General features: G+C 72.2%; 26 protein-coding genes. 17 read left to right on the top strand and 9 right to left on the bottom strand.

Translation table 11 applies throughout. From position 1 onward, the window contains the following. Nucleotides 1-111: 111 nt before the first annotated feature. Nucleotides 112-381 (top strand): hypothetical protein, encoded by a 270-nt coding sequence (locus tag HWD93_RS00760; RefSeq protein WP_070416867.1) that lies wholly within the window; start codon nucleotides 112-114, stop codon nucleotides 379-381. Between the two features lie 15 nt (nucleotides 382-396). On the opposite strand, the gene HWD93_RS00755 is transcribed toward HWD93_RS00760, so the two are convergent. From HWD93_RS00755 to HWD93_RS00745, 3 genes are read right to left on the bottom strand one after another with little or no spacing between them, the layout of a single operon-like run. Continuing rightward, a complete protein-coding gene (locus HWD93_RS00755; RefSeq protein ID WP_261645737.1) occupies nucleotides 397-792 on the bottom strand; it encodes an arsenate reductase ArsC in 396 nt (131 codons plus the stop codon). After that, entirely contained in the window at nucleotides 789-1,205 is a 417-nt protein-coding gene (locus HWD93_RS00750) for a VOC family protein (protein WP_175495971.1), read from the bottom strand. Before HWD93_RS00750 ends, HWD93_RS00755 begins: the two co-directional genes overlap by 4 nt. A gap of 17 nt (nucleotides 1,206-1,222) precedes the next feature. Next, nucleotides 1,223-1,822 (bottom strand): TetR family transcriptional regulator, encoded by a 600-nt coding sequence (locus tag HWD93_RS00745; protein ID WP_261645736.1) that lies wholly within the window; start codon nucleotides 1,820-1,822, stop codon nucleotides 1,223-1,225. A gap of 105 nt (nucleotides 1,823-1,927) precedes the next feature. Here HWD93_RS00745 and HWD93_RS00740 point away from each other — a divergent pair, with 105 nt between their 5' ends. Continuing rightward, nucleotides 1,928-2,875, top strand: a complete 948-nt coding sequence (locus HWD93_RS00740; protein WP_261645735.1) for an aldo/keto reductase — start codon at nucleotides 1,928-1,930, stop codon at nucleotides 2,873-2,875. 77 nt (nucleotides 2,876-2,952) lie between these two features. Here the strand turns inward: HWD93_RS00740 and HWD93_RS00735 are convergent, their stop codons facing one another. Next, complete coding sequence (locus tag HWD93_RS00735; protein ID WP_261645734.1) at nucleotides 2,953-3,531, bottom strand: TetR/AcrR family transcriptional regulator; 579 nt, start codon at nucleotides 3,529-3,531, stop codon at nucleotides 2,953-2,955. A gap of 68 nt (nucleotides 3,532-3,599) precedes the next feature. On the opposite strand from HWD93_RS00735, the gene HWD93_RS00730 reads away from it, so the two are divergent. Next, nucleotides 3,600-4,367, top strand: a complete 768-nt coding sequence (locus tag HWD93_RS00730) for an SDR family NAD(P)-dependent oxidoreductase (RefSeq protein ID WP_261645733.1) — start codon at nucleotides 3,600-3,602, stop codon at nucleotides 4,365-4,367. Between the two features lie 29 nt (nucleotides 4,368-4,396). On the opposite strand, the gene HWD93_RS00725 is transcribed toward HWD93_RS00730, so the two are convergent. Further along, a complete protein-coding gene (locus HWD93_RS00725; RefSeq protein WP_261645732.1) occupies nucleotides 4,397-5,545 on the bottom strand; it encodes an ATP-binding protein in 1,149 nt (382 codons plus the stop codon). A gap of 78 nt (nucleotides 5,546-5,623) precedes the next feature. On the opposite strand from HWD93_RS00725, the gene HWD93_RS00720 reads away from it, so the two are divergent. The 9 genes from HWD93_RS00720 (at nucleotide 5,624) to HWD93_RS00680 (ending at nucleotide 14,736) form a co-directional block, all read left to right on the top strand. Next, nucleotides 5,624-6,037 (top strand): hypothetical protein, encoded by a 414-nt coding sequence (locus tag HWD93_RS00720; RefSeq protein WP_070416859.1) that lies wholly within the window; start codon nucleotides 5,624-5,626, stop codon nucleotides 6,035-6,037. 175 nt (nucleotides 6,038-6,212) lie between these two features. Then, nucleotides 6,213-7,040: an ABC transporter ATP-binding protein gene (locus HWD93_RS00715; RefSeq protein WP_261645731.1), complete on the top strand. Its 828-nt coding sequence runs from the start codon at nucleotides 6,213-6,215 to the stop codon at nucleotides 7,038-7,040. Nucleotides 7,041-7,053: 13 nt separating this feature from the next. After that, nucleotides 7,054-7,899, top strand: a complete 846-nt coding sequence (locus HWD93_RS00710; protein WP_083295048.1) for an ABC transporter permease — start codon at nucleotides 7,054-7,056, stop codon at nucleotides 7,897-7,899. 217 nt (nucleotides 7,900-8,116) lie between these two features. Further along, the gene (locus HWD93_RS00705; RefSeq protein ID WP_261645730.1) at nucleotides 8,117-9,259 is read left to right on the top strand and encodes an ABC transporter substrate-binding protein; all 1,143 of its coding nucleotides are present in this window, start codon (nucleotides 8,117-8,119) and stop codon (nucleotides 9,257-9,259) included. An 80-nt stretch (nucleotides 9,260-9,339) separates the two neighbouring features. Further along, on the top strand, nucleotides 9,340-10,404 hold the full coding sequence (locus HWD93_RS00700) for an LLM class flavin-dependent oxidoreductase (RefSeq protein WP_071295311.1): 1,065 nt from the start codon (nucleotides 9,340-9,342) through the stop codon (nucleotides 10,402-10,404). Continuing rightward, nucleotides 10,401-11,108 (top strand): cysteine hydrolase family protein, encoded by a 708-nt coding sequence (locus HWD93_RS00695; protein WP_254790805.1) that lies wholly within the window; start codon nucleotides 10,401-10,403, stop codon nucleotides 11,106-11,108. The genes HWD93_RS00700 and HWD93_RS00695 overlap by 4 nt, the downstream gene beginning before the upstream one ends. Before the next feature lie 5 nt (nucleotides 11,109-11,113). Next, nucleotides 11,114-12,439, top strand: coding sequence for an NtaA/DmoA family FMN-dependent monooxygenase (locus tag HWD93_RS00690; protein ID WP_261645790.1), 1,326 nt, complete (start codon nucleotides 11,114-11,116; stop codon nucleotides 12,437-12,439). A 1-nt stretch (nucleotide 12,440) separates the two neighbouring features. After that, nucleotides 12,441-14,162, top strand: a complete 1,722-nt coding sequence (locus HWD93_RS19395) for an MFS transporter (protein WP_261645729.1) — start codon at nucleotides 12,441-12,443, stop codon at nucleotides 14,160-14,162. Between the two features lie 67 nt (nucleotides 14,163-14,229). Beyond that, nucleotides 14,230-14,736: a flavin reductase family protein gene (locus HWD93_RS00680; RefSeq protein WP_261645728.1), complete on the top strand. Its 507-nt coding sequence runs from the start codon at nucleotides 14,230-14,232 to the stop codon at nucleotides 14,734-14,736. 72 nt (nucleotides 14,737-14,808) lie between these two features. Here HWD93_RS00680 and HWD93_RS00675 read toward each other — a convergent pair whose 3' ends face one another. Beyond that, entirely contained in the window at nucleotides 14,809-15,381 is a 573-nt protein-coding gene (locus HWD93_RS00675; RefSeq protein ID WP_261645727.1) for a TetR family transcriptional regulator, read from the bottom strand. A gap of 88 nt (nucleotides 15,382-15,469) precedes the next feature. Between HWD93_RS00675 and HWD93_RS00670 the strand changes: the two genes are divergently transcribed. After that, nucleotides 15,470-16,321, top strand: a complete 852-nt coding sequence (locus HWD93_RS00670; protein WP_261645726.1) for an SDR family NAD(P)-dependent oxidoreductase — start codon at nucleotides 15,470-15,472, stop codon at nucleotides 16,319-16,321. Nucleotides 16,322-16,665: 344 nt separating this feature from the next. Here HWD93_RS00670 and HWD93_RS00665 read toward each other — a convergent pair whose 3' ends face one another. After that, nucleotides 16,666-17,256 carry a TetR/AcrR family transcriptional regulator gene (locus tag HWD93_RS00665; protein WP_070416852.1) on the bottom strand — a complete coding sequence of 197 codons (591 nt, stop codon included), beginning with the start codon at nucleotides 17,254-17,256 and terminating at the stop codon, nucleotides 16,666-16,668. A 71-nt stretch (nucleotides 17,257-17,327) separates the two neighbouring features. Next, nucleotides 17,328-19,427: an MDR family MFS transporter gene (locus HWD93_RS00660; protein WP_181015145.1), complete on the bottom strand. Its 2,100-nt coding sequence runs from the start codon at nucleotides 19,425-19,427 to the stop codon at nucleotides 17,328-17,330. A gap of 110 nt (nucleotides 19,428-19,537) precedes the next feature. Here HWD93_RS00660 and HWD93_RS00655 point away from each other — a divergent pair, with 110 nt between their 5' ends. The 3 genes from HWD93_RS00655 (at nucleotide 19,538) to HWD93_RS00645 (ending at nucleotide 23,679) form a co-directional block, all read left to right on the top strand. After that, nucleotides 19,538-20,014, top strand: a complete 477-nt coding sequence (locus HWD93_RS00655) for a MarR family winged helix-turn-helix transcriptional regulator (RefSeq protein ID WP_071303102.1) — start codon at nucleotides 19,538-19,540, stop codon at nucleotides 20,012-20,014. A 114-nt stretch (nucleotides 20,015-20,128) separates the two neighbouring features. Next, on the top strand, nucleotides 20,129-21,973 hold the full coding sequence (locus tag HWD93_RS00650; protein WP_261645725.1) for a DEAD/DEAH box helicase: 1,845 nt from the start codon (nucleotides 20,129-20,131) through the stop codon (nucleotides 21,971-21,973). 389 nt (nucleotides 21,974-22,362) lie between these two features. Next, a complete protein-coding gene (locus HWD93_RS00645; protein ID WP_261645724.1) occupies nucleotides 22,363-23,679 on the top strand; it encodes a fibronectin type III domain-containing protein in 1,317 nt (438 codons plus the stop codon). 80 nt (nucleotides 23,680-23,759) lie between these two features. Here HWD93_RS00645 and HWD93_RS00640 read toward each other — a convergent pair whose 3' ends face one another. Further along, nucleotides 23,760-24,686 carry an NAD-dependent epimerase/dehydratase family protein gene (locus HWD93_RS00640; RefSeq protein ID WP_261645723.1) on the bottom strand — a complete coding sequence of 309 codons (927 nt, stop codon included), beginning with the start codon at nucleotides 24,684-24,686 and terminating at the stop codon, nucleotides 23,760-23,762. Between the two features lie 125 nt (nucleotides 24,687-24,811). On the opposite strand from HWD93_RS00640, the gene HWD93_RS00635 reads away from it, so the two are divergent. Next, nucleotides 24,812-25,531 (top strand): TetR/AcrR family transcriptional regulator, encoded by a 720-nt coding sequence (locus tag HWD93_RS00635; RefSeq protein WP_261645722.1) that lies wholly within the window; start codon nucleotides 24,812-24,814, stop codon nucleotides 25,529-25,531. Nucleotides 25,532-25,539: the final 8 nt, after the last annotated feature.

Raw genomic sequence — 25,539 nt, 5'->3', positions numbered from 1 at the left:
GTTCGTTGAGCCAGATCACCCGGCCCCAGTTCGGGGCGCTCCCGTCACTCTCTCGCCGGTCGGCCAACTCGAAGCTGAGCGCCTGACGCGTGACGTCCGTATGCTCGCCGCATGGCTGACTTCACCGCTGAGCAGGCCGCCGTCGTGCGGATCGAACGTGCCGAGGAGGGCCGCTGGGACCTCACGGTGATCAGCGACTCGGGCGTCCGGATGGGGCACGGCGAGTACCTCTTCGACGAGGCGGACGACGACGCGGCGGGGGAGCAGGCAGCGGCCCTCGACTTCGTCCGCGGCTACGGCTTCCGCTTCGAACCGGACGCCGTGGTCGCCGACGGGCCCGATGCGTACTGGGCACCGCTGCTGGCGCTCGACGAGCGGTAGCGTCGGGATTCCTGCTCAGAGGGTCGCGATCAGCTGCTCGACCCGCGCGCGGATGGCGTCCCGGACGGGGCGGACGCGGTCGATCGGCTGCCCGGCCGGGTCGTCGAGCTCCCAGTCCTCGTAGCGCTTCCCGGGGAACACCGGGCACGCGTCGCCGCAGCCCATCGTGATGACGACGTCGGACTCCCGCACGGTGTCGGTCTCGAGCACGGCGGGGACGGCGGTCGCGATGTCGATGCCCTCCTCCGCCATGGCCTCGACCGCGACGGCGTTGACACGGTCGGCCGGTTCGCTGCCGGCCGAGAACACCCGGACGCGGTCGCCCGCGAGGTGCTGCAGGTAGCCGGCGGCCATCTGGGACCGGCCGGCGTTGTGCACGCACACGAAGAGCACGGTGGGACGGTCGGTCACGCGAGTGCCGCCGCCTCGAAGCCGATCAGCCACGTGACGCCGAAGACGTCCCGCACGGTGCCGTCCCAGTCGCCCCACGGACGTTCCTGCAGCGGGTCCACGACGGTGCCGTCCGAGGCGAGGTCGTCGAACCAGCCGCGGAGCACGTCGGGTTCGGCGGCGCCGAGCAGGGAGAAGAGCAGCCCGGTCGCCGAGAACGAGGTCTCGCCGGTCGGGGCGTCGGCGGCGAACAGCGTGATGCCGCCGCCGGTGAGCTGCCCGTGCGCGACCGCGTCGGCGGGGCCGTCGGTGCGCGAGAAGTCCGCGAAGGTGGCGATGCTGAGCTCGCCGCCGAAGACGTCCTGCCAGCGCCCGAGTGCCTGGAGCGCGGTGCCGTCGAACTGGAAGTAGGGCGAGGGCCCGTTCACGTTCATGCCCCGGACCCTACCGCTCAGACCGCCGCGGCGAGCGTGTCGAACGTCCGGCGGAGCAGGGCCGGAGCGTCCTCGTCGGTGACGGACCAGGTGGCGATCGCGACGTCGAAGCACCCGAGCGCGGCCTGCACGAGGACGGCCGCACCGAGCTCGGCGCCGTCGGGGCCCCCGGCGCGCAGCCGCTCGGTCAGGATCGGTGTCAGGACGTCCGCCCAGGCGAGGTGCTTCTCGAGGTTGCGGGCGCGGAGCGACGGCGTCGACATCATGACGCGGACCGACCGCCGACCGGACTCGGGGTCCTCGTCGGCGCGGACCATCATGCCGACGAACGCCTCGCGCAGCGCGGTCCACGCCGGTTCGTCGTCCGGACGCTCCCGGAGCGCGTCCGCGAGCGCACCCCGGTGTCGCAGCGGATCGCCGATGACGGCGTCCTCCTTCGCCGGGAAGTACCGGTGGAAGCTCCGCGCCGAGATGCCGACCTCGGCCGCGATCTGCTCGACGGTGACGGCGTCGAACCCGTCGCGGTCGAACCGGGCGACGGCGACCGCCGCGATCCGCGCGCGCACGGCTTCGCGCGTGATGTCCCGCAGACCGGTCCGCGCGCTCGTCTCACCCACGACGGCATCGTACCGAGGGAGGCGGAACATGACCAAGTTGTCAGAGACTGACAGAACGGGCGTACAGTGTCATCTGCGTCGCCAGACACGACGGAAGGACGGCACATGCAGCAGCGCACTCTCGGGACCCAGGGCCTCACGGTCGGATCCATCGGCTACGGCGCGATGGGGACGGTCTTCGCGTACGGGCCCGCCGACGACACCGAGTCCATCGCGGCGATCCGTCGCGCGCACGACCTCGGCGTCACCCACTTCGACACCGCCGAGATGTACGGGTGGGGTGCCGGGGAACGACTCCTCGGTGCGGCCCTGGCGCCCGTCCGCGACGAGGTCACCATCGCCACCAAGTTCGGCTTCACCGCGGACGACTGGGCGCCCGACTCCCGCCCCGAGCACATCCGCGAGGTCGTCGACCAGAGCCTGCGGAACCTCGGCACCGACTCGATCGACCTCCTCTACCAGCACGTCCACGACCCGGCGGTGCCGATCGAGGACGTCGTCGGCGTGATGGCGGAGTACGTGCAGGCCGGCAAGGTCAAGTACCTCGGGCTCTCGAACACCGACGGCGACCAGCTCCGTCGGGCCCACGCCGTGCACCCGATCTCGGCGTTCCAGACCGAGTACTCCGTGTTCGCCCGGGAGTCCGAGGAACTCTTCCCGCTCGTCGACGAGCTCGACATCGGGCTCGTCGCCTACTCGCCGCTCGCGCGCGGGTTCCTCGGCGGGGCCGTCCAGCCGCGGTCCGCCTACCCCGAGGACGACATCCGGCACATGCTCGAGTGGTGGGCGCCGGAGCACTTCGACCAGAACGTCGCGGTCGTCCGGGCGCTGACCGCGATCGCCGACGAACACGGCGTCTCGCTCTCGCAGCTGTCCCTCGCGTGGATCCTGGCGCAGCGGGACGACGTCGTCCCGATCCCGGGGTCGAAGAACCCCGACCGGGTCGCGCAGAACGTGGCGGCGGCCGGTGTCGTCCTCACGGCCGACGACCTGGCGCGCATCGACGCGCTCTCGCGCGACGTGCGCGGCAAGCGCATCGAGAGCCGGGTCTGACGGGCGTCAGTGGGCAGTGGGCGCGACCGTTGACGGACGGGAGGCGCGGTGCGGGCCCGCACTGCGCCTCCCGTCCGTCACCCGAACAGCGCGAGTGCCTCGTCGACGACGTCCTCGGGGCGGCCCTCGCCGTGCGTCGCCCACCACGTGAGCGCCGTGCTCGCCGCCGCCGCGAGGGCGTGTGCGCGGACCCGCGTCGCGAGATCGTCGACCGAGCCGCCGTCCCGCTCGGCCACGAACCGCTCGATCACCCCGGTGAGGGCCGTGGACGCGGCCTCCCCGCCGCGCTCGAGGGAAGGGTTCGCGCGGATGACCCGCAGGCGGTGGCGGGTGATCTCGATCGTGTCGTCCGGGAACGTGGCACCGACCCGGTACGCGGCGCGGAGCGCGACCCACGCGGACTCGGACGCCGGCCGGAGGCGGAGCTCGTCGGTGAAGCGCACCGCGAACTCGTCGAGGCCGCCCCACACGAGCGAGGCCTTGCTCGGGAAGAGCCGGAACAACGAGCGGCGGCTGACCCCGGCGGCCGTCGCGACGTCGTCCATCGAGACGGCGTCGAAGCCTTGCTCGTCGAAGAGCCGCAGGGCCACGAGCGACACCGCGGCGGGGTCGATCGTCCGCGGGCGTCCGGTCGGCCGGTCGCTCGTCGAGCTCATGGATTCCTTTCGGCACTGAGTGCTACAACTGTGGTGGCGCAGCGAGCGCCTCTCAGTGAGGAGACGACATGACCGACACCACCGCCGGACGGTTCACCGGCAGGACCATCATCGTCACCGGAGCGGGTTCCGGCATCGGACGCGCCACGGCGACGCGCATCGCGAACGAGGGCGGGCGGGTGATCGCCACCGACGTCGTCGCCGAACGGCTCGATGTGCTGCGCGCCGAACTCGTCGACGCCGCCGGCCTCGACGTCGAGACCGTCGTCGGCGACGTCGCCGCGCCCGAGACGATCGACGCGCTCCTCGCCGCCGCGGGCGACCGGGTCGACGGGCTCGCGAACGTCGCCGGCATCATGGACGCGTTCCTCCCGCCGAGCGAGGTCGACGACGCGACCTGGGACCGCGTCTTCAGCGTGAACGTCACCGGGCCGATGCGGCTCACCCGAGCGGTCCTGCCGCTGATGATCGCCGCCGGACGCGGTGCGGTCGTGAACGTGGCGTCCGAGGCGGCGCTCCGGGCGTCGGCCGCGGGTGCTGCGTACACGGCGTCGAAGCACGCGATCGCCGGGTTCACGAAGAGCGTCGCGTTCTTCCACGGGCCGCAGGGCATCCGCGCCAACGCCGTCGCGCCCGGTGCGGTGGCGACGAACATCGAGGCGCCGATGCGCAGCGAGTACGCGGCCGGACGGGTGGGGCCGATCATGCAGACGACGATCCCGCCGGTGGCGCAGCCCGAGCAGCTCGCGGCGGCGATCACGTGGCTGCTCAGCGACGACTCGGCCAACGTGAACGGCGCGGTGCTGCCGAGCGACGGCGGGTGGTCGGTGGTCTGAGCGGGGGAGCTGACCGCGAGGGGTGGTGCCTACGTCTCGCTGTCGCGGACGAACGCTGCGAACCCCGGGATCGTGAACTCGAGCGTGCCGCGGTCGGCGGGCTGGATGAGTCCCTTGTCGATCAGTCGTGCACGGGGCGTGGAGAGCTGGTTGCTGCCCGTGTTCAGCGACGCCGCGATCGCAGCGCGCGACACCGGCCCGTCCCCGTGCTCAGCGATGGCTGCGAGCATGCGTCGTTCCGACGGAGAGCATGCAGACCATCGTGCTCGGAACAAGGCATCGAGATCCGCCTGCATCGCGTCGCGTCCGTGCTCGACCGCGCTGAGCTCGATGGCGCTTCCCGGATCGGGCCGTCCTGCAGCCGTCCAGGCCGCATCCGCGATGAGTTGCACGAAGTAGGGGTACCCCTGCGCGATCGCGAGCGCACGGTCGACCGCAGGTTGCGTCCAGTGGACCCCGAGTGCGCGAGCGGGTCCGATGAGCGCGATCTCCTCGGCCTCGCGGTGGAGCGGCCCGAGCGGGCGGTACGCAAGCCGTTCGCTGAACGTGACGATCCCGGCGATGGTCTCGGGTGCGTTCGGGAGCCCTGCAGCGAACACGGCTGCCGGGACGTCCGCGCCTTCGGCTTGGAGATGCTGCCAGGCGTACACCAGTGTCCGGAGTCCCGAGGGATCTGCGGACTGGATCTCGTCGATCAGGATCACCAGTGGTCGTTCCGCGACGGCCGCCCGGATCACTGCCTCGAGAGCGCGCGCTCCGGACTGGTCCGGACGGTCACCGTCGGTCGGTGGTCGGAACGTGCTGGTCGCGGTCGCGATGCCGGGGACCCCGACCGAGAGCTGCAGTGTCTCGATCCGTTCCCGCAGCCCGGTCCTGACGTGCTCGGCCAAGCCGTCCGTGATGGTGTGGACACTCGCTGCGATCTGCGCGATGAGTCCTTGCTCCTCGCCCGCGGTCACCCACACCGTCGCCGCGCCGCGGGCCGACGCGCGTCGCTGGTACTCGCGGAGCAGCGACGTCTTCCCGAATCCTCGGGCGGCGTGGTCGACGCGGATCCGTCCGACGAGCCGCCCGAGGTCGATGAGCGTCGAGAGGCGTTCGTCGACCTCGGCGAGCTGCCGGGCGCGACCGGGCACGATCCGTGCGACTTCTCCGGGCGTGTACGGACTCGGCTGCATCAATCCTCGATCGATTGTTATGAAACTGCTCTTTCATAACAGTGTATCGGCGCGGGTGACGCCGCCTACACTGCCGACATGACCGAGGTCCCCGACGCCCGCTCCGACTGGGGCCGGTTCGCCCCCGACTCCGTCGAGCGGCGGATGCTCGACGACACCGGGACCGCACTCGGGCTCGTCCTCCGTCCCCGCACCGTCGTGCTCGACCGTGCCCGGGTCGAGGTCGAGGGCATCGACGCCGACGACCGCGTGGTCGTGCAGCTCGTGGCGAACCAGGGTGCCTACAAGCCGGCCTGGCGCAACAAGGTGATGGCCGACCTGTTCAAGCTGCTGTGGCTGCGGCAGTCCGTCCCCGGTGCCGAGCGGGCCGTCCTCGTCGTCGCCGAACCCGCTGCGCGGGCGCTCGCCGGGTGGGTCTCGGTGGCCGCCGAGGACCTCGGGATCGAGGTGCTCGTCTGGGACGGGCGGACGGCGGCGCCTTCGCAGCGCTGACCTCGTGCAGTCGTTCACACGTTCGCAACACATGTGGCCAGACTCCGTAACACGAGCGTCCTAACCTCGTCACCAGCAGCGGATTTCCGCGTCGCAGACGAACCCGAGCTCGCGACGCACGCTCTCCGCCATACGAGACCGAGCCTGCGTGCTCGCCGACGGTATGGAGGAACGGATGACCACAGCAGCGGTCCGGGTGGACGCGGTGCGCAAGGTGTACGGCAGCGGTCCGAGCGCCATGGTGGCCCTCGACGACGTCGAGCTGACGATCGAGCCCGGGAAGTTCGTGTCGCTCATCGGCCCGAGCGGCTGCGGGAAGTCGACGCTGCTGCGGCTCGTCGCCGGCCTCGAGCCCGCCGACCGCGGCGACGTGCAGGTCCACGGCGTCACCCCGGCGCAGGCGTGCGCGGCGAAGCTCATCGGCCTCGTGCCCCAGACGCCGGCGCTGCTGCCCTGGCTCACCGTGCTGCAGAACGTCTCCCTCGCCGGCCGGGTCAACCCCGGTGCCGGGCGTCGGCGCGCCGCGATCGAGGACCTCGCGGAGCGCGGTGCCGACAGCGGCCCGGACATGCGACAGCTGCTCCGGATGGCCGGGCTCGGCGAGGCGGAGGACAAGCTGCCCGCCCAGCTCTCCGGTGGCATGCAACAGCGTGCGGCGATCGTCCGGGCGTTCGGCCTGCGCCCCGACGTGCTGCTCATGGACGAGCCGTTCTCGGCCCTCGACGAGTTCACCCGCGAGGCCCTGCAGGACCAGCTGCTCGACCTCTGGGACGAGCTGCGGACGACGGTGCTCTTCGTCACGCACTCGGTGTCCGAGGCGGTCCGGATGTCGGACACGGTGGTCGTGATGGCGCCGCGCCCCGGGCGCATCGTCGACGTCATCGACATCGACCTGCCGCGACCGCGGAACCAGCGTCTGTTCGAGGAACGGCGCTTCCACGAGTACGAGGACCTCGTCCGCACGCGGTTGCACAGCGCGTGGCGTGCGACGGACGCGGCCTGAGGGAGACGACACGATGACCACCACCAGCACGACCTCCACCGCCTCCGCCACGACCACCACCGCCGAGTCCGAGGCCGCAGCGACCCGTCGGCCGCTCCCCGGTTGGATCCGCCCGACGGTCTGGGCACCCCTCGTCGTGATGCTCGCCGTCCTCGCCGTGCTCTGGCAGATCGGCGCGACGACGATGCCGTACCTGCTGCCGCCGCTGCCCGCGGTGGGGGAGACCCTCGCCACGCAGCTGCCCTACTACCTGCAGAACGCCGGGATCACCCTCGTCGAGTCGCTCGTCGGCCTCGGCATCGGGTTCGTGGCCGCGTTCGTCCTCGCCGTGCTGACGAGCGAGCTGCCGATCGTCCGCCGCGCGGTGATGCCGATCGCGATCGTCCTCAACGTGACGCCGCTCGTCGCGATCGCCCCGGCCCTGGTGGTGGCGTTCGGGTTCGGCCCGCTGCCGAAGCTCGTGATCACGGCGCTCATCTGCTTCTTCCCGATCCTCATCAACACCGCGGCCGGGCTCCGGTCCGTCCCGCAGCCCGTGCTGCAGGTGTACCGGACGATCGACGCGTCCCGCCTCGAGATGCTCGTGCACCTGCGCATCCCGAACGCCCTGCCGTTCGTCTTCGCGGCGCTCCGCATCGTGTTCCCGCTGTCGATCATCGGCGCGGTCGTGGCGGAACTCTCCGCGTCGGGCTCGACGGGTGGGCTCGGCACCGTGATCAGCACGGCGTCGTCGATGAACCAGCTCGCCGTGGTGTACGCCGCGATCGCGATCCTCGCGGTGATGGGCGTGGTCCTGCTCGGACTCATCTCGCTCGTCGAGCGGCGGGTCCTCCGCTGGCACCGCACCGCGAACGACTGACGGCGACCGCCGCCCGCCGCCCCGCCACCCGCCGCACCGCCCGGCCACCGCACGCCGCCCCGCGGCCCAGCAGCACCACCCGTCGGCGCGAGCCTGCCCGCGCGACGCCAGCCGCGCCTCCAGGCCGACACCCGGCAACGACCCGACCCACTCGACCCGCACCCCACCCCGCCCCGCCCCCGCCCTGCACCACCCATCCCTTCCCACAGGAGTGACCATGCAGCACCGCACCCACCCGCACCGCACCCGCCCGCACCGCACCACGGCCGCGCTCGCGGCCCTCGCCGCCACCGCCGCCGTGGCCCTCGCCCTCACCGGCTGCAGCACCGGCTCGAGCGCGGGCACCGGCTCGTCCGAGGGCAGCGCCATCTCCGCCGAACGGTGCAAGGAGAACAAGGCCGCCGGCCCCATCACCTACCTGTCCGGCTACCAGTACCAGTCCTCGGCGTCGATCCTCGAGTACATCGCGGCCGACGAACTGGGCTACTTCAAGGACCTCTGCCTCGACGTCACCCTCAAGCCCGGGTCGGGCGACACCGCGCAGAACACCAAGCTCCTCGCGAGCGGCCAGGCGACCGTGTCGGCCGTCGCGGAGCAGGACCTCATCCAGGCCCGGGCGAACGGCATCGACATCACCGGCATCTCGTCCTACTCGAACGCCGGGCTCGACATCCTGATGACGAACAAGGACATCACGAAGCTCCCGCAGCTCGACGGGAAGGTCGTCGGCCACAAGGGCTACGTCCCCGCCTCCGTCCGGGCGATGATGGAGAAGGCCGGGGTGGACTGGGACTCGCTCACCCTGGTGAAGGAGGGCTACGACCCCTCGGTCCTGCCGCGCAAGCAGAACGGTCTCGAGGCCCTCACCGGCTTCGTGTCGAACGAGCCGAACCTGCTCGAGGCCGCGGGCGACGACGTCACCGTGTGGCAGCCCGTCGACTACGGGATCCCCTCGTCGATCGGCGCGATGGCCGTGAACCCCGCGTTCGCGAAGGCCCACCCGACCGCCGTCGAGGACGTCCTGCGCGCCGCCCTGCACGCCTACGACTTCTGCTCGTCGAGCGCCGCGAAGACGAAGCAGTGCGTCGGGTACGCCGCGAAGCTCTCCGGCGCGACCTACGACGAGGCGCAGAACGCGAAGATCTGGACGACCGAGACGAAGGTCATCGCGGACAACCCGACACCGGGCCAGCCGCTCGGGGGCATCGACCCCGAGAACGTGTCGAAGCTCGTCGACATGCTGCACCAGTTCGACATCGTGAAGAGCTCGGTGACCGCGGACGACGCGAAGAGCTGGTTCACGAACGAGTACATCGACGCGATCACGAAGGACGGCGAGACCGTCTGGCCCGCGCCGTGACCACGGTGGGTCGCGCGGACGCGCGACCCACCCGGCACGACGTGACACGCACCGAGCAACGACCAGAGAGGCGGCGCACCATGCCCGCGAAGGAGTACGGGATCTTCCTCCCGATCGGCAACGGCGGATGGATGCTCTCCGACACCGCCCCCCACCCCGAGGCGACCTACGCCTGGAACAAGCGCGCAGCCCTGCACGCCGAAGCGATCGGCCTCGACTTCGTGATGTCGATGGCGAAGTGGCGCGGCTTCGGCGGGAGCACCGACCACTGGGGGCGCTCCCTCGAGTCGATGACGATGATGGCCGGGATCGCCGAGGCGACCGAGCGCGTGAAGATCTGGGCGACCATGCACGCGAACGTCCACAACCCGGCCGTCGCGGCGAAGATGTACACGACGCTGCAGGACCTCTCCGGGGGTCGGGCGGGCATGAACATCGTCAACGGGGCCTACGCGGCCGAGTTCGAGCAGTTCGGGATCTGGGACGCCGGCCTCAGCCACGCCGACCGCTACCGGATGACCGAGCTCTGGACCGAAGCGGTCACCCGCCTCTGGACCGAGGACAGCGTCACGATGCACACACCGTACTTCGACCTCGACGCCTGCGAGTCCCGCCCGCACCCGGCCAGCAGGCCGACGATCATCAGCGCCGGCAAGTCCGAGGCCGCTCGCGCGTTCCAGGCGAAGTACGCCGACGGTGCGTTCCTCGCAGCGGACAGCCTCGACGAGATGCGCGACCTGTCCCGCGACGTCCACGACCGCGCGGCCGACGAGGGTCGGGTGTGCCGGACCTACTCGATGCTCACCGTCGTGCAGGACGAGACCGACGAGGCCGCGCAGCGGAAGGTGCGCGAGTGGGGTGCCGGCGTCGACCGCGAGGCACTGGCCTCGATGCGAGCGTCGTGGGGCGTCCCCGCCGAGCAGGCCCGTGCGTGGGCGGACGGTGCTGCGGGTGAGGACGCGTTCCAGACCGCGTACGTCGCCGGTTCCGCCGAGACCGTCACGGAGCACATCGAGTACATCGTGGACCGGGGCGAGCTCGACGGCCTCATGCTGATCTTCCCCGAGTACGACCAGGACATGGTGCGCTTCGGCGAGACCGTCCTGCCGGCACTCCGCCAGCACGACGCGGCGGTCGTCCGGTGACCGGCGGCAGCGGCGGGCTCGACCCGCGACTCGCCCGGTTGCTGGACGGCCCCTCGTCGTCCGGTGCTGGTGGCCGCACGCCGGCGCTCGTCGTCGTCGACGTGCAGCGCGACTTCGGTGAACCCGCGCGCATCGCCGGCTACGGGCTCGACGACCGTGCGTTCGCTGCGGTGGACGCCGCGATCGTCCGGATCGGCGCCCTCGTCGACGAGGCGCGAGCCACCGGCGTCCCCGTCGTCTGGGTCGAGCTCGGCAGCGACCCGTCCGCCCCGTGGCACAGCAGCACGTGGCTGCGCGGCGGTGCGCTCGACGGACCGATGCCGGAGGACGAGCCCTGCCGCATCGGCACCGCCGGCGCCGAGTGGTACCGCACGGCGCCGGCGCCCGGTGAGACCCGCGTCGTCAAGCGCGGCTACAGCGGGTTCCTCGGCACGGACCTGGAGGCGCGGCTCACCACCGCCGGGATCGGCTGGCTGACCGTCGTGGGACTCACGTCCGAGTGCTGCGTCTTCGCGACGGCGCAGGACGCGATGCAGCTCGGCTGGCCCGTCGTGGTGCCGTCGGACGCCACCGCCGCCTACGACATCGACGTGCACGACGCCGCGCTCACGATGATCGAGCTCAACGTCGGTGTCGTCACGGACGCTGCCGAGACCACCGCGCTGTGGCAGGCGTGGGCGGCGTCGCCGGTGGGTGCCCCGTGAGCGGCATGCACATCGCCTACGACCTGTCCTTCACCCACACCGAGGGGCGCTGGGCGGCACCCGGCAGCTGGGTCGGCCAGGACTTCCCCGACGTCCGCATGTACATGGAGGTGGCCCGGACGGCCGAGCGCGCCGGCGTCGACATGCTGTTCTTCGGTGACGGCTCGGGCGTCCCGAGCACGTGGCGCGGCAGCATCGACCCGGCGGTCGAGTGGGGGATCCAGTGGCCGCGGCAGGACATGTCGCCGGTCATCGCGGCGATGTCGACGGTGACCGAGCACATCGGGTTCGGACTCACCTACTCGTCGACCTTCACGCACCCGTTCTCCACCGCGCGGCTGCTCAACTCGCTCGACCACGTCACGGGCGGCCGGATGGCGTTCAACGTCGTCGCGTCCTCGCGCGGTGCGGACGCCGCGAACTACGGCTCCGACCACCTGGTCGACCACGACCTCCGGTACGAGCGGATGGAGGAGTTCATCGGCGTCTGCCGTGCGCTCTGGGACTCCGTCGCGCCGGACGCGATCGTCCGCGACCGGGCGACCGGGCGCTTCGCCGACCCGTCGCGCGTGCACCCCATCGACCACGACGGCCGGTTCTTCAAGGTGCGGGGGCCGCTCGCCAGCGTCCCGAGTCCGCAGCGCCACCCGGTCGTCGTGCAGGCGGGCAACTCGCCGCGGGGCATCGCCGCGAGTGCGTCGTTCGCCGACCTCGTGTTCGGGTTCGGGGCGAGCGTCGCCGGGCAGCTCCGACACCGGAACGCCCTCGACGCGGCACTGACGGACGCCGGACGGGACCCCGCCGCGGTCGGGATCCTCTGGGCGACCCAGGTGATCGTCGGCGCGACGCTCGCCGAAGCCCAGGCCCGACGGGACTCGCTCCTGTCGTTCTGGAACCGCGAGGCCGTCGGGACCTTCATCTCGCACAATGCCGGGTACGACTTCTCGACGCTGCCGGCCTCCTTCCGGCTCGGGGACCTGCGCGACGAGATCGTCGCCGCCCAGGCGAGCCCGGCCGGACTCGTCGGCAGCCTGGTCGCCGAGTTCGGGGAGGACCACACGATGGACCGCGACGACTTCTTCGAGCACGGGTGGCGCGCCGCGACCGGCCTCGACCACATGCTCGTCGGTGACGCCGCGGGGGTGGCCGACGCGCTCCAGGAGAACTTCGCCGCGACCGGTGGGCGGGGCGGCTACATGCTGTCCAGTCCGCTCGGGATGCCGTCCGGGTTCGCCGACCTCAGCGAGCTGCTCGTGCCGGAGCTCCGCTGCCGCGGGGCCCTCGCGCCGCGGTACCCGGGGGCCACGCTCCGCGAGAACCTGGCGGTGTGAGGTGACCCCGGCCCGTCGGTGGCTCGCGCTCGGCGGGCTCTGCCTCGGCTTCTTCATGCTGCTGCTCGACAGCACGATCGTGTCGGTCGCCCTGCCCGACCTCGGGCGTGACCTCGGTGCCGACGCGTCGACGTCGGTGTGGGTGAACAGCGCCTACCTCTTCGCGTTCGCCGTCCCGCTGCTCGTGGCGGGCCGGCTCGGCGACCGGTTCGGACACCGGCGCGTGTACCTCGTCGGGCTCGCGGTCTTCACGGTCGCCTCGGTCGGGTGCGCGGCCGCGCCCGGGATCGGCGCCCTCGTCGCCTGGCGTGCGGTCCAGGGCCTCGGCGCTGCGCTGCTCACCCCGCAGTGCCTGACCGTGATCCGGTCGCTGTTCGAACCGCCGAGGCTCGCCGTCGCGCTCGCCGTCTGGAGCGCCGGCGGCGGGGCGGCGACGGTCGCCGGGCCGATCGTCGGCGGGCTGCTCGTCGAGGCGTGGGGGTGGCCGTCGGTGTTCCTCGTGAACGTGCCCGTCGGGATCGTCACGGCGATCGCGGTCCTCCGCTTCGTGCCCGTCTCGCGGCGCATCGCGGTCCCGCTGCCCCTGTTCGCCGTCGTCGGCGTGACCGTAGGGGTCCTCGGTGTGGTCGTCGGCGTGCAGGGCACGGACACCGGGCTGCTCGCCGACCCGGTCGCCCGTGGCGGTGCGGTCCTGCTCGGCGCCGCGGTGGTGGCAGCGGTCCTCGTCCGGCAGCGGCGTGCCGGCGACCGCGCCCTCGTGCCGCTCGCCCTCTTCCGCGACCGCGGTTTCGTGACCGGGTCGTGGGGCGCCACGGCCGCGTCGTTCTGCGTCGGGTCCGCTCCGATCCCGCTCATGCTCGACCTGCAGCAGACCCGCGGGCTGAGTGCGGGATCGGCGGCCCTCGTGCTCGTGCCGATGGGGGTCGCGTGCCTCGCCTCGGCGCCGTTCGTGGGCCGCATGACGAACACCGCCGGGCCCCGGGCGACCGCGACGGTCGGAGCCGTCCTGCTCGTCGTGTCGGTGGCACTGACCGCGGTGCTCGTCGGTGCCGCGGCGCCCCTCTGGACGATCGCCGCGGCCTTCACCGGGTTCGGGATCGCGAACGCGTTCGTCTGGTCGCCGTTCTCCCTCGCCGCGGTCCTCGGTGCGGGTCCCGCGACGGTGGGGGCGGCATCGAGCGTCTTCAACACCGTGAAGCAGCTCGGCGCCGTGCTCGGCAGCACCGCGACGGCCGTGCTGCTCGCCACCGCGGGTGACGCGGTCGCGCTCGGTGCGCTCGCGCTCGTGGCCTGCGGTGCCGTGGTCGCCGCGCGTGCGCTGTCCGGCCGGCCGGGTGCCCCGGTCGTCCTGACCGGCGTGATCGTCCACGGTGCCGGGGTCGGGCACGACCTGGGGTTCCCCACCGCGAACCTCCGGCCCGAGGACGAGTCTGCCGTCCCCGTCCCCGTCGACGGGGTCTACGTCGGATGGCTCGCGGCTCCCGTCGGCGCTCCGCCACGGCAGGCCCTCGTGTCGATCGGCAGCAACAGCACCTTCCCCGACCGACCGCGCACGGTCGAGATCCACGTGCTCGACTTCGACGGCGACCTGTACGGCTCGGTCGTCGAGCTCACCGTCGGCCGGCGCATCCGACGCCAGCGCACGTTCCGCGGGCCGGACGCGCTCGTCGCCGCGATGCGGTCCGACGAGCGTCGGGCCCGTGCGGTGCTCGCCCGCTCCTGACCGTTCGTCCCCGACCGTTCGTCCCTGACCGCTCGTCCCCGACCGCTCGTTCCCCGAGGAGGACCCCGTGCACGACCACTTCATCGAGGACCCGCTCGACATCCGTGAGGCCATCGCCGAGGTGCCCTCCGTCGTGGCCGCGATCGCCGCGTGCGTCGACGGTTCCCCCGTGGTCATGGTGGCGACGTCCTTCACCGTCGGCGTCTCCTACGACCCGCCGTTGGCGACGATCGCCGTGCAGCACTCGTCCACGACGTGGCCCGACCTCGCAGCAGCGCCGACGCTCGGCATCTCGGTGCTCGGCGACGGACACGGGCCGCACACGGCGCAGTTGGCGTCCCGGGACCGTGCGCGGCGCCTGCACGGCATCGAGTACGCCGCCGCCGGGTCCGGTGCGGTCTTCCTCGACGGTGCCCACTCGTGGTTCGAGTGCTCGGTCGAGGGCGTCCACCGCGCGGGCGACCACGACATCGTGGTGCTCCGTGTCATCCGGGTCGCACGGGATGCAGCCCGGTCGGCGCTCGTCTGGCACCGGCCGGCGCGCTCGAGGGTCGCCGTCGACGCGCAGCCGTAGTCACGTCGGCTCCACCGCGGAGGCCATGCGATGCCGTCGCCGCGACGGGCGGCTGAGCGCCGCAGGGCCCCGTCAGCCCCGCACGACCGCCGCCATCGTCGCCACGACGACCTCGCGCCGCCGAGCCGCCCCCACCTCGTCCGTCAGTCGGGCGTACTCCGGCGTCGCACCGCTCCACAGCGCAGCCGTGTGGATCACGATCCCGAGGAGCTCCGCCGCCGAGAACGTCGTCGGCAGCCGACCGTCCCGCTGTGCGTCCTCGATCGCCCGGAGCTTGGCGGCGTTGCTCCGCACGACGGCGTCGATCGGGTGCGAGGTGTCGCCCCGCTCGAGCCGGTACCAGGTCGCCAGGCGCTGCACCCAGGGTCGGTGCGCGTAGGAGTCGTGCAGGCGTCCGGCGTACTCGGGCAGGTCGTCGGCGTCGATCGTGACCTCGTCGAGCGTCTCAGCGACCATCGCGTCGAAGACCGCGTCGAACAGGCCGTCCTTGCTGCCGAAGTAGTGGTAGATCTGCGCCTTGTTACTCGCGGCGGCTGCGGCGATCCGGTCCACTCGCGCGCCGGCGATCCCGACCGCCGCGAACTCGTCGCGGGCGGCGACGAGGAGTCGGGCGCGGGTGGCGTCGGCGTCGCGGGGCATCGGCATCCGTCCAGGTTATCAACCGGACGGTTGACAAGCGAGCAACGGGGGTGTTCCATGAATGCTGTCAACCAACCAGTCAGTTAGGAACATGATGTCCGTCTTCCTCGTCACCGGTGCCTCGCGGGGCCTCGGCCGCTCGATCGTCACCGCAGCCCTCGCCGCCGGTCACCAGGTGGTCGCCGGGGTCCGGGACCTCCACGCCCTCGACGACCTCACCAGCGCGGAGCTCGTCCCGGTCGCGCTCGACGTCACCGACCCCGACGCCGCCCGTGCAGCGGTCCGCACCGCGGTCGAGCGCTTCGGCCGGCTCGACGTGCTCGTGAACAACGCCGGGTACGCGAACCTCGCCAGCATCGAGGACGTCGACCCCGCCGACTTCCGCGCCCAGGTCGAGACGAACTTGTTCGGCGTGGTGACCCTCAGCCAGGAGGCCGTGCACGTCATGCGTGAGCAGGGCTCCGGGCACATCGTGCAGGTCTCGTCCGTCGGCGGGCGCATGTCGACGCCGGGGCTCGGCGCGTACCAGACCGCGAAGTGGGCCGTCGGCGGGTTCTCCTCGGTGCTCGCGAAGGAGGTCGGCGCCCTCGGCATCCGCGTCACCGTCCTCGAGCCGGGCGGCATGCGCACCGACTGGGCGGGGTCGTCCATGACGGTCGCGCCGGTCCGGCCGGAGTACGAGGCGACCGTCGGGGCCTCCGCACGGATGCACGGGGGTACGAGCATCGGTGCGAGCGACCCGGACCTGGTCGCCGAGCTCGTGCTGCAGGTCGTGGCGATGGACGAGCCGCCGCTCCGCCTGCTCGTCGGCCCGGACGCGTTCGAGCACGGGACGGCCGCCGGCCGCGCGCTCCTGGCCGAGGACGAGCGGCACGAGGCGCTCAGCCGGTCGACGCAGGCGGCCGATGCGACGCCGGAGCAGCTGGACCCGCTGGCACGCGCCTGAGACGCGACCACCTGTCGGACGGGAGGCGCGGTGCGAGCCGGCACCGTCCCTCCCGTCAGACGGGCGGTACCGTCTCCACGCGCTGGGCGACAGTCCACGGGCCGGTGCGCGCGTGACGTGTCGGTGAGCGCGAAAGTTCACCCGCGTCGACGCGGACACGTGGTCGCCCCGCGTCGACGCGGGCGCGTGGTCGCCCCGCGACACGCGCCGTTGCGCGCCGCGGGGCGAGGGCACCGGCCGTCGGGTGCGGCCGGTGCGAGGAGCGTAGGCAGCCTTCGCGCCCGGTGGGAGGACTCCTGCGGGATGCCGAAACGGCCTGCGGGTCCACGCAGGCAGGCGTCCGATCAGGCGGAGGCGAGCGCGCCCATCTCGCCGACCACGGCGCGCAGTCGGACCGCGAGCTCGTCCGGCCCGCCGACGGTCTCGCGGTGGGCCACCTCGGACAGCGCGGACATGACGAGGGCCACCGCGGTGCGGGCGGTCTGCTCGTCGGTCCGCGTGCCGACCGTGGCGAGCAGGGACTGCCGGGACTCGGCCATCCACTGCATGACCATCGGGGCCATCTCCGGGCGGAGCACGAGCAGCTCCTTCATCCGACGCCGGTCCTGCGAGAGGGGCACGGTGGCGGCGACGAGGCCGCACAGGTCGTCGATGAAGCGCCCCTCGGCGGTGGCGAACCAGGTCGCGGCGGCCGGCGGGACCTCGACCGTGTCGAGCCCGAGCGCGGCGTGCGCCTTCGAGGAGAAGTAGTTGAAGAAGGTCCGGGGGGAAACGTCGGCGTCGGCGCAGATCTGCTCCACGGTCACCCCGTCGAGGCCGTGCGCCGAGACGAGCGTCAGTGCGGCGTCGTGCAGCGCCGAGCGGGTCTGCTGCTTCTTCCGTTCACGCAGCGAGCACGGCTCCGTCGCCGTCGTCGTCGCGGGGGTGGTGGTCACGGTGGCTCCTGGTGCTGGTGGGGTGGGACGCCCGTCCACGAAGGGGGACAGCGGACGGGCGCCCCGGTCGGTCACCGGCGCTGCGCAGGCTGCGTCGGGGTGGATCCGGTCATCGGGCCGGTGAAGGAGCCCGCCTCGGCGGCGGCCAGGCCGGCGGCCGTCTCGAGCTCGTCCTCCGCCGAGAGCCGGTCGTCGTCGGCGCGCTGCGCACCCGCGGCGTCCGCACGCTCCTGCAGCGCCGAACGCTGACGGAGCGGCGGCACCCGGAAGAACCAGGTGAGGACGAAGGCGAGCAGGATCACACCGAGACCGACCCAGTAGATCGTCACGGACGAGGCGTTGAAGCCCGCCATGAACGGCCGGGTGAGCCGGCTGTCCGCACCGGTCAGGAACGAGGTGTCGTTCGTGCTCATGGTGCTCGACCCGGAGCCGCTGCCGTCGGAGACCTGCTTCGCCACGGCCGGGGTGAGCTCGCCCACCCAGTAGGACCGCTGCGCGGCGTCCGACCAGTCGACGACGAGCTTGCCGTCCTGCACCGAGGCGTGGGCCTGGTCGGCGGCCGCGGCGAGGGCCTGGGCCTGCACGGCGGCGGGGGCGCTCGCGGTCGACTGCTGCACCTGGGCGGTGACGTCGTCGAGCGAGGCCTGCACGTTCTGCTCGAGCGGGGTGACGATCGGGGTCCAGATCTCGTCCATGACGCCCCGGTTCGCGGGCGCGGTGGCCACGGTCGGGTTCGTCGCCGCGTCGAGGGCTGCGCCGAGGTCCTTCTGGTTCGCGGTCGCGTGCAGGATGTTCGACGGCATCACCGAGAACAGGATCGACAGCAGCACGGCCGTGCCGAGCGTGCCACCGATCTGGCGGAAGAACGTGGCGGACGACGTGGCGACGCCCATGTCCCGGGCCTCGACCGAGCCCTGCGACGCGAGGGTCAGCGACTGCATGACCGATCCGAGCCCGAGCCCGATGAGGAACATGCCGATCATCAGGAACCAGAGCGGCTTGTCGATGCTCATGAACGTCAGGACGACGTAGCCGGAGGACACCAGCGCCGTGCCGATCACCGGGAAGATCCGGTAGCGGCCGACCCGGGCGACGATCTGGCCGCTCGTGATCGACGCGATCATGAGCCCACCGACGAGGGGGAGCGTCGCGAAGCCGGACTCGGTCGGGGTCAGGCCGACGACGATCTGCAGGTAGAGCGGGATGGTCAGCATGGCGCCGAACATCGCGAAGCCGACCAGGAACCCGATGACGGTCGCCATCGAGAACGTGCCGGAGCGGAAGAGCTTCAGCGGGATGATCGCGGCGTCGCCCATCTTCGACTCGATGAGCAGCAGCGCGACGAGGCCGACGACGCCGATGACGTAGCAGGCGATCGCGGCGGCCGAGCCCCAGCCCCAGGTGCGGCCCTGTTCGGCCACGAGCAGGAGCGGGACGAGCGTGACGATGACGGCGGTCGCGCCCCACCAGTCGACCTTCGGCTTCGCGGTGTCGCCACCGTGCACCTTCGGCAGGTGCAGGAAGACGAGCACCATGACGAGGGCTGCGATGCCGATCGGCACGTTGATGAGGAGCACCCAGCGCCAGCCGGTGATCCACAGGATCTCGGAGGAACCGGCGAGCAGGCCGCCGATGAGCGGGCCGATCACGGACGAGATGCCGAACACGGCGAGGAAGTAGCCCTGGTACTTGGCACGTTCGCGGGGAGCGAGGATGTCGCCCATGATCGCGAGCGGCAGCGACATCAGCGCACCGGCACCGATGCCCTGCACGGCGCGGAAGCCGGCGAGCATGAGCATCGAGGTCGACATCGACGAGAGCACGGCGCCGAGGATGAACACCACGATGCCGAAGATGTAGAGCGGCCGGCGCCCGAAGATGTCGGAGAGCTTGCCGTAGATCGGCGTCGCGATGGTCGAGGTGATGAGGTACGCGGTCGTCACCCAGGCCTGCTGGTCGAGCCCGTGCAGGTCGTCACCGATCGTCCGGATCGCCGTACCGAACACCGTCTGGCCGAGCGAGGACAGGAACATGCCCGCCATCAGCCCGTAGATCACGAGGAGGATCTGGCGGTGGGTCATCAGCGGCTGCTGGCCGGGTGCGGCGGAGTCCGTGGGGACCCCGGCTGCGCGTCGGCCGTGCTGCACCGGGACGGGTGCGGTGGCGGTCATCGAGCTCCTTGCTTCGTGCTGTGTTTCCTGCTGTGAAAGTTTGCAGACCGCGCAACGATACATCCATTGCTTCCGACAAGCAACTAAATGTGGCCGCTACGCTGTCCGGCATGACCGAGGACCGGGACGACGCCGAGCGACTGCTGCGCGCGCAGCTCGACCGGCTGTGGGTCCGGCAGACCCTGCGGTCGTCGCTCATCGAGTCGCGCGGGGGACTGGACCCCACGGCGCGCGTGATCCTGCGGGCGGTCGACCACTTCGGGGCGGTCCGGTCGATGGCGATCGCGGACGCCACGGGGTTGTCGCGCCCGGTGATCAGCCGCCGCGTGGCGTCGCTCGTCGAGTCCGGGTACCTCGGCACCGCCCCGGACCCGGCCGACGGACGCGCCAGCCTCGTCTCGATCGCCCCGGCCGGCCGGACGCTGCTCGACACGCTCGACGTCGCCGGCGCCGAGGTCTTCGACGACCTCACGGGGGCGTTCGCCACGGGGGAGCTGCACACCCTCGCGGGGCTCCTCGCCCGGCTCAACGACCGCGCCGACGCGGTCCTCGGGATCGGCGCCACGGACCGGCGCGACGCGTCCTGACCACGCGGCGCGCGCCCGTGACGTGACCAGGAGGCGGGCGGGAGGCGCGGTGCGGGCCCGCCCCGATCCTCCAGACCGTCACTGCTCGCGCCGTATTCGAGATACCGTTTCCGCATGAGCACGGACACCGCCACCACCACTGAGACCCTCGACGACGGGCCAGTGGTGACCTTCGCCGACCTCGGCCTGAGCGATGCTGTGCTCAAGGCCGTCAAGGACATCGGCTACGAGACCCCCTCCGCCATCCAGGAGGCCACGATCCCGACCCTGCTCGACGGGCGCGACGTCGTCGGCCTCGCGCAGACCGGAACCGGCAAGACCGCGGCGTTCGCGTTGCCGATCCTGTCCCGCATGGAGGCGGGCAGCAAGGTGCCGCAGGCGCTCGTGCTGTCGCCGACCCGCGAGCTCGCCCTGCAGGTGTGCGAGGCGTTCGAACAGTTCGCCTCCCACATGAAGCACGTGCACGTCCTGCCCGTCTACGGCGGCCAGGCGTACGGCGTGCAGCTGTCCGCCCTGCGCCGCGGCGTGGACGTGGTCGTCGGCACGCCCGGTCGCATCATGGACCACATCGCCAAGGGCACGCTCGACCTGTCCGAGCTGAAGTACCTCGTGCTCGACGAGGCCGACGAGATGCTCAAGATGGGCTTCGCCGAGGACGTCGAGACGATCCTCGCCGAGACCCCGGACGACAAGCAGGTCGCGCTGTTCTCCGCGACGATGCCGGCCCAGATCCGCCGCATCTCGCAGCAGTACCTCACCGACCCGGCCGAGATCACGGTCAAGACGAAGACGAAGACCGCGGCGAACATCACGCAGCGGTACCTCATGGTGTCGTACCCGCAGAAGGTCGACGCGCTCACCCGCATCCTCGAGGTCGAGGACTTCGAGGGCATGATCATCTTCGTCCGCACGAAGAGCGAGACCGAGACCCTCGCCGAGAAGCTCCGCGCCCGCGGGTACGCCGCAGCGGCCATCAGCGGTGACGTCGCCCAGGCCCAGCGCGAGCGCACGGTGAACCAGCTGAAGTCCGGCAAGCTCGACATCCTCGTCGCCACCGACGTCGCCGCCCGCGGCCTCGACGTCGACCGCATCACGCACGTCGTGAACTACGACATCCCCGTCGACATCGAGTCCTACGTGCACCGCATCGGCCGCACCGGTCGCGCCGGCCGCTCGGGTGACTCGATCAGCTTCGTCACCCCGCGCGAGCGACGCCTGCTGTCCGCGATCGAGCGGCACACCAAGCAGCCGCTCACGCAGATGCAGCTGCCGACGATCGAGGACGTCAACGAGACGCGCCTCACCCGCTTCGACGACGCGATCACCGCGGCGCTCGAGCAGCAGGACCGCATCACCGCGTTCCGCGACATCATCGCCCACTACGTCGAGCACCACGACGTCCCGGCCGACGACGTCGCCGCCGCGCTGGCCGTCGTCGCCCAGGGCGAGGACCCGCTGCTGCTCGACCCGAAGGCCGACGAGCTGCGGAACCGCGTCGACCGCGACGGCCGGAGCAGCGACCGTCGTGACCGTGACGACGACCGCGGTGCCCGTGGCGACCGGGCCGACCGTGGCCCGCGCCGCTCGCAGCCGATGACCGCCTACCGCATCGAGGTCGGGCGTCGGCACCGCGTCGAGCCGCGCCAGATCGTCGGTGCCCTCGCGAACGAGGGTGGCCTGCGTCGTGACGACTTCGGGGCGATCCAGATCCGCCCGGACTTCTCGATCGTCGAGCTGCCCGCCGACATGGACGCCGGGGTGCTCGACCGGCTGACGGACACCCGGATCAGCGGGAAGCTCATCGAGATCAAGCCGGACCGCCGTGGTGGTGGCGGTGGCGGGGCGCGCCGGTACGACCGCGACGACCGTGGGCCGCGTGCCGGTGGTCGGGACCGTGACGACCGCGGGCCGCGTCGGTACGACCGCGACGACCGTGCGGAGCGCAAGCCGCGTCACTGACGCACGCACTTCTGACGGGAGCGCGCCCCGCTCAGCGGCAACGCGAAGCGTTGCGCGGGGCGCGCCGACCGAGCCTGCGAGGGAGGAGTGCCAGCTGGCACCGCGCCTCCCGGCGTTCCGTTGGTGCGTGAGCGCACGTCCCCGCGAAAGCGACAGCGCACAGGGGACCGCCGCCGTCCGTGCCGCGAGCGCGACAGTGTGGCGCGGACGTCCGGCGGCAGCGTGTCGCTTTCGCGAAGCGCGGCGCCCCGGCCCGCGGGTTGCGGGATGACGCATGAGGGCCTGCACGGCCCGCACGATCCCGGCGCCGACGGGTCGGCGAGGTCCGACCGGTGCTCTGATGTCCGTAGCCGTGGCGCATGGACCACGGGACGAACAGGGGAACGCACGTGTTCAGAGCCGTACTGACCGCCGCAGCCGCGGTGGCGCTCGTCATCGGGGGAGCCGCGCCGGCGACGGCCGCACCCTCGTCGGTGCCCGGCGCACCGACCTCCGTCCGCGTCACCGGAGCCGCGGACAGCGCGACCGTGACCTGGGGACTCCCGAAGTCCGGCGCGAAGGTCACCAGCTGGCGCGTCACCGTCTCGCCCGCGCAGCAGCAGCCGGACGCCGGCGTCGACCGGCTCCCGGCCAGCGCGCGGTCCGACCGGTTCGGCAACCTCACCGCGAGCACCGCGTACACGTTCTCGGTCCGTGCGGTCGGGACCCGCGGCGCGGGCAACGCCGTCTCGGTGCGGTACACCGCGCCCGGGTCGGTCCAGACCGTGCAGTCCCTGTTCGCCCTCGACGGCGCGGGCTCGGTCGTGCGGTTCCCGACCTCCGGCACGTCCGCCCCGACCACGATCGCGGCGAACGCCGCCGGCTTCACGGCGGACGACGTGGGCGACGTGTTCGTGCCCTCGGCGGACCGCACCTCGATCGTGATGTACCCGGCCGGCGGCGCCGCTGCCCGGACCGTGGCGACCGGCCTGCACCTCACGGCGGACCTGCGCTCGGACGTCGCCGGCAACCTGTACTGGGTCGACTCGGTCTCCGGTGCGATCACGAAGCTCCCGGTGTCCGGGGCAGCACCGACGGCGATCATCCCCTCGGCCGGCTCCGGCTGGGCGGTCGGACGCGACGGTACGGTCTCGGCCGTGACCTTCGGGACCCAGGGCGCCGCGACGAAGGTCGTCTCCGTGTCGCCGACGGGCGTCCGGACCACCCGGTCGATCCCCGAGACCGGCTACCGGATCTTCGCGGCGGTCATCGCGGACGGCGGCGGGAACCTCTACGTGAACTACCTCTCGACCGGCGCGTCCGGTGCGAGCGGATGGGTGCTGCTGGCGAAGGGCTCGAGCGAGCTCGTGTCGGCCGAGTCCCGGATCGGCTTCACCTACGCGGCGACGAACGGGCGGGCGCTGGTGTCCGCGAAGTCCGCCGGGTGGTGCGCCGCTCCGAGCGAGGGCAGCCCCGGCGGCTGCACCGCAGACAAGACCATCACTTCGCTGTCCTCGCGGACGGCCGACGGGACGACCACCGAGCAGACCACGAGCGGCGTGACCGCCCAGGGCCGTGGCGTGTGGATCGGTGCGGCGGACGAGGCGGGCGACCTGTTCTTCGACGTGAGCGCCGGCCCGACGACCGGTCTCTGGCGGCTGGATGCCGCAGGCGGCGTGGCGCAGCGGCTGTCCGCCGGACAGTTCTCGCGGTTGCTGGTGATCTGAGGTCGGACCCGACCAGGTGACTGACGGGAGGCGCGGTGCGGGCTCGCACCGCGCCTCCCGTCATGCAGTGCGCAGCCGGTTCAGGCGACGCCCTCGACGGTCCGTCGGCACACCTCGTCCCACGGGGTCGGCTCGATGCCGAAGTGGGCTCGGGCCGCCGAGTCGTCGACCACGTACGGGGCCGTCCACTGGTAGCTCATCTCGGCGATCTCGCGCATCATCGGTGAGACCAGCCCCATCGCTCTGAGCATGCCGGCCGGGAGACGCCGGACGGTGACCGGGGGCTTGCCCGCCGCGGCCAGCACCTCGGTGAGGGCCTGCACCTGCGACCGCGGCGCGTTGCTCGGCACCATCCAGGTGCGTCCGTGGGCGGTCTCGTCCGCCGCGGCCGCGACGAGCATCCGGGCGACGTCGAGCACGTCCGTGAAGGTGTGCGGCAGGTCGGTCCGGCCGATCATCGACACCGCCTTCCCCTGCAGCGCTGCCGGCAGGACGCGGGTGATGTGGCCGTTCTCGCCGATGCCGGCGCCGACGTAGTCCGAGGCGCGGACCTCGACGGCACGCAGCCGTCCCGCCTCGTGCGCCGTGCGTGCGTCGGCCCAGAGCCGTGCCCGCAGGATGCCCTTGTGGTCCGTCGCGGCGTCCGGCAGGCTCTCGCGCATCGGTCCGTCGACGGGGCCGTAGGGGTAGAGGTTCCCGGTGATGGCGTACACCGCGCCGGTCCGCTCGGCCGCGGTGAGCAGCGCGGTCGCGAGCGGCGGCCAGGTCTGCTCCCACTGCGTGTAGTTGCCGGGGTTGGCGCAGTTGTAGAGGGCAGCGGGCCCCTCGGTCGCCCGGGTGAGCGCGTCGGCGTCCGAGGCGTCCAGGGCGAGGTGCTCGACGCCGGAGACACCCGTGTCCCGGCCGGATCGGGTGGCGACGGTGACCCGCTCGCCCCGTTCCGCGAGGAGTGCGGCGACGTGACGGCCCACCGGACCGGCACCGATGACGACGTGGTGCTGCGACATGGCTTCCTGCTTTCGTCTGTTTGCGAGAGCACCGCTCTCGGTTCTCAGCATGCACGAGCGGTCGCTGAATTGCAAGAGCAGTGCTCTCGATTGTGTGCAGTGCTCTCTCGTGCCATGGTGGAGGCATGACGGACAAGGCGCCCACTGCACGATCCCTCGCACGCGAGACCGTGCGGGCCGGCATTCTCGCCGCTGCCCGGGTCCGGCTCACCGAGGAGGGGCCGTCGCAACTGAGCCTCCGCGCCGTCGCCCGTGACGTCGGGATGGTGTCGTCGGCCGTATACCGGTACTTCCCGAGCCGCGACGACCTGCTCACGGCGCTCCTCATCGCCGACTACGACGAGCTCGGCGGCGCGGTCGAGGCAGCCGAGGCGGCAGCGGGACCGGCACCCGGGGCTCGGTGGGTCGCGGTGTGCCGGGCGATCCGGACGTGGTCGATCGCGCACCCGGGGGACTTCGCGCTCCTGTTCGGCTCGCCGGTGCCCGGGTACGTCGCGCCGCGGTCGACCGTGGACCCGGCGTCGCGGACGACGCTCACGATCGTGCGGGTGGTCGCGGACGCGGTGGCGGACCCCGGGTACCGTGCCCCGCTCCCGGCCGGATCGAGTCCGGGGCTCGTCGCTGCGGCGGTCGCGGACGGGGTGGCGTCCCTGCGGGCGTTCGGCACCGAGCTGCCGGAGGAGGTCCTCGTCCGCACGCTGATGGCCTGGACGACGGTGTTCGGCACGGTGTCGTTCGAGTTGTTCGGGCACTTCGTCGGTTCGGTGTCGGACGGTGCGGCGTACTTCGACGAGGTCGTCGCGAGGCTGGCCGAGGGACTCGGGTTCGTCGCCGAGTTCGACTGACGGGGTCG

The sequence above is a fragment of the Curtobacterium sp. C2H10 genome, from assembly GCF_025407985.1.
Taxonomy (GTDB): Bacteria; Actinomycetota; Actinomycetes; order Actinomycetales; family Microbacteriaceae; genus Curtobacterium.
This window is presented reverse-complemented; position numbering and strand designations above follow the sequence as displayed.

Excerpts from the sequence above, each read along its gene's own strand:
- HWD93_RS00720 (WP_070416859.1), top strand. The coding sequence starts at position 5,624 with ATGACCGAGGTCCCCGACGCCCGCTCCGACTGGGGCCGGTTCGCCCCC.
- HWD93_RS00710 (WP_083295048.1), top strand. The coding sequence starts at position 7,054 with ATGACCACCACCAGCACGACCTCCACCGCCTCCGCCACGACCACCACC.
- HWD93_RS00740 (WP_261645735.1), top strand. The coding sequence starts at position 1,928 with ATGCAGCAGCGCACTCTCGGGACCCAGGGCCTCACGGTCGGATCCATC.
- HWD93_RS00635 (WP_261645722.1), top strand. The coding sequence starts at position 24,812 with ATGACGGACAAGGCGCCCACTGCACGATCCCTCGCACGCGAGACCGTG.
- HWD93_RS00750 (WP_175495971.1), bottom strand. The coding sequence starts at position 1,205 with ATGAACGTGAACGGGCCCTCGCCCTACTTCCAGTTCGACGGCACCGCG.
- HWD93_RS00640 (WP_261645723.1), bottom strand. The coding sequence starts at position 24,686 with ATGTCGCAGCACCACGTCGTCATCGGTGCCGGTCCGGTGGGCCGTCAC.
- HWD93_RS00670 (WP_261645726.1), top strand. The coding sequence starts at position 15,470 with ATGTCCGTCTTCCTCGTCACCGGTGCCTCGCGGGGCCTCGGCCGCTCG.
- HWD93_RS00660 (WP_181015145.1), bottom strand. The coding sequence starts at position 19,427 with ATGACCGCCACCGCACCCGTCCCGGTGCAGCACGGCCGACGCGCAGCC.
- HWD93_RS00700 (WP_071295311.1), top strand. The coding sequence starts at position 9,340 with ATGCCCGCGAAGGAGTACGGGATCTTCCTCCCGATCGGCAACGGCGGA.
- HWD93_RS00675 (WP_261645727.1), bottom strand. The coding sequence starts at position 15,381 with ATGCCGATGCCCCGCGACGCCGACGCCACCCGCGCCCGACTCCTCGTC.
- HWD93_RS00705 (WP_261645730.1), top strand. The coding sequence starts at position 8,117 with ATGCAGCACCGCACCCACCCGCACCGCACCCGCCCGCACCGCACCACG.
- HWD93_RS00655 (WP_071303102.1), top strand. The coding sequence starts at position 19,538 with ATGACCGAGGACCGGGACGACGCCGAGCGACTGCTGCGCGCGCAGCTC.
- HWD93_RS00690 (WP_261645790.1), top strand. The coding sequence starts at position 11,114 with ATGCACATCGCCTACGACCTGTCCTTCACCCACACCGAGGGGCGCTGG.
- HWD93_RS00725 (WP_261645732.1), bottom strand. The coding sequence starts at position 5,545 with ATGCAGCCGAGTCCGTACACGCCCGGAGAAGTCGCACGGATCGTGCCC.
- HWD93_RS00735 (WP_261645734.1), bottom strand. The coding sequence starts at position 3,531 with ATGAGCTCGACGAGCGACCGGCCGACCGGACGCCCGCGGACGATCGAC.
- HWD93_RS00650 (WP_261645725.1), top strand. The coding sequence starts at position 20,129 with ATGAGCACGGACACCGCCACCACCACTGAGACCCTCGACGACGGGCCA.
- HWD93_RS00730 (WP_261645733.1), top strand. The coding sequence starts at position 3,600 with ATGACCGACACCACCGCCGGACGGTTCACCGGCAGGACCATCATCGTC.
- HWD93_RS00760 (WP_070416867.1), top strand. The coding sequence starts at position 112 with ATGGCTGACTTCACCGCTGAGCAGGCCGCCGTCGTGCGGATCGAACGT.
- HWD93_RS00715 (WP_261645731.1), top strand. The coding sequence starts at position 6,213 with ATGACCACAGCAGCGGTCCGGGTGGACGCGGTGCGCAAGGTGTACGGC.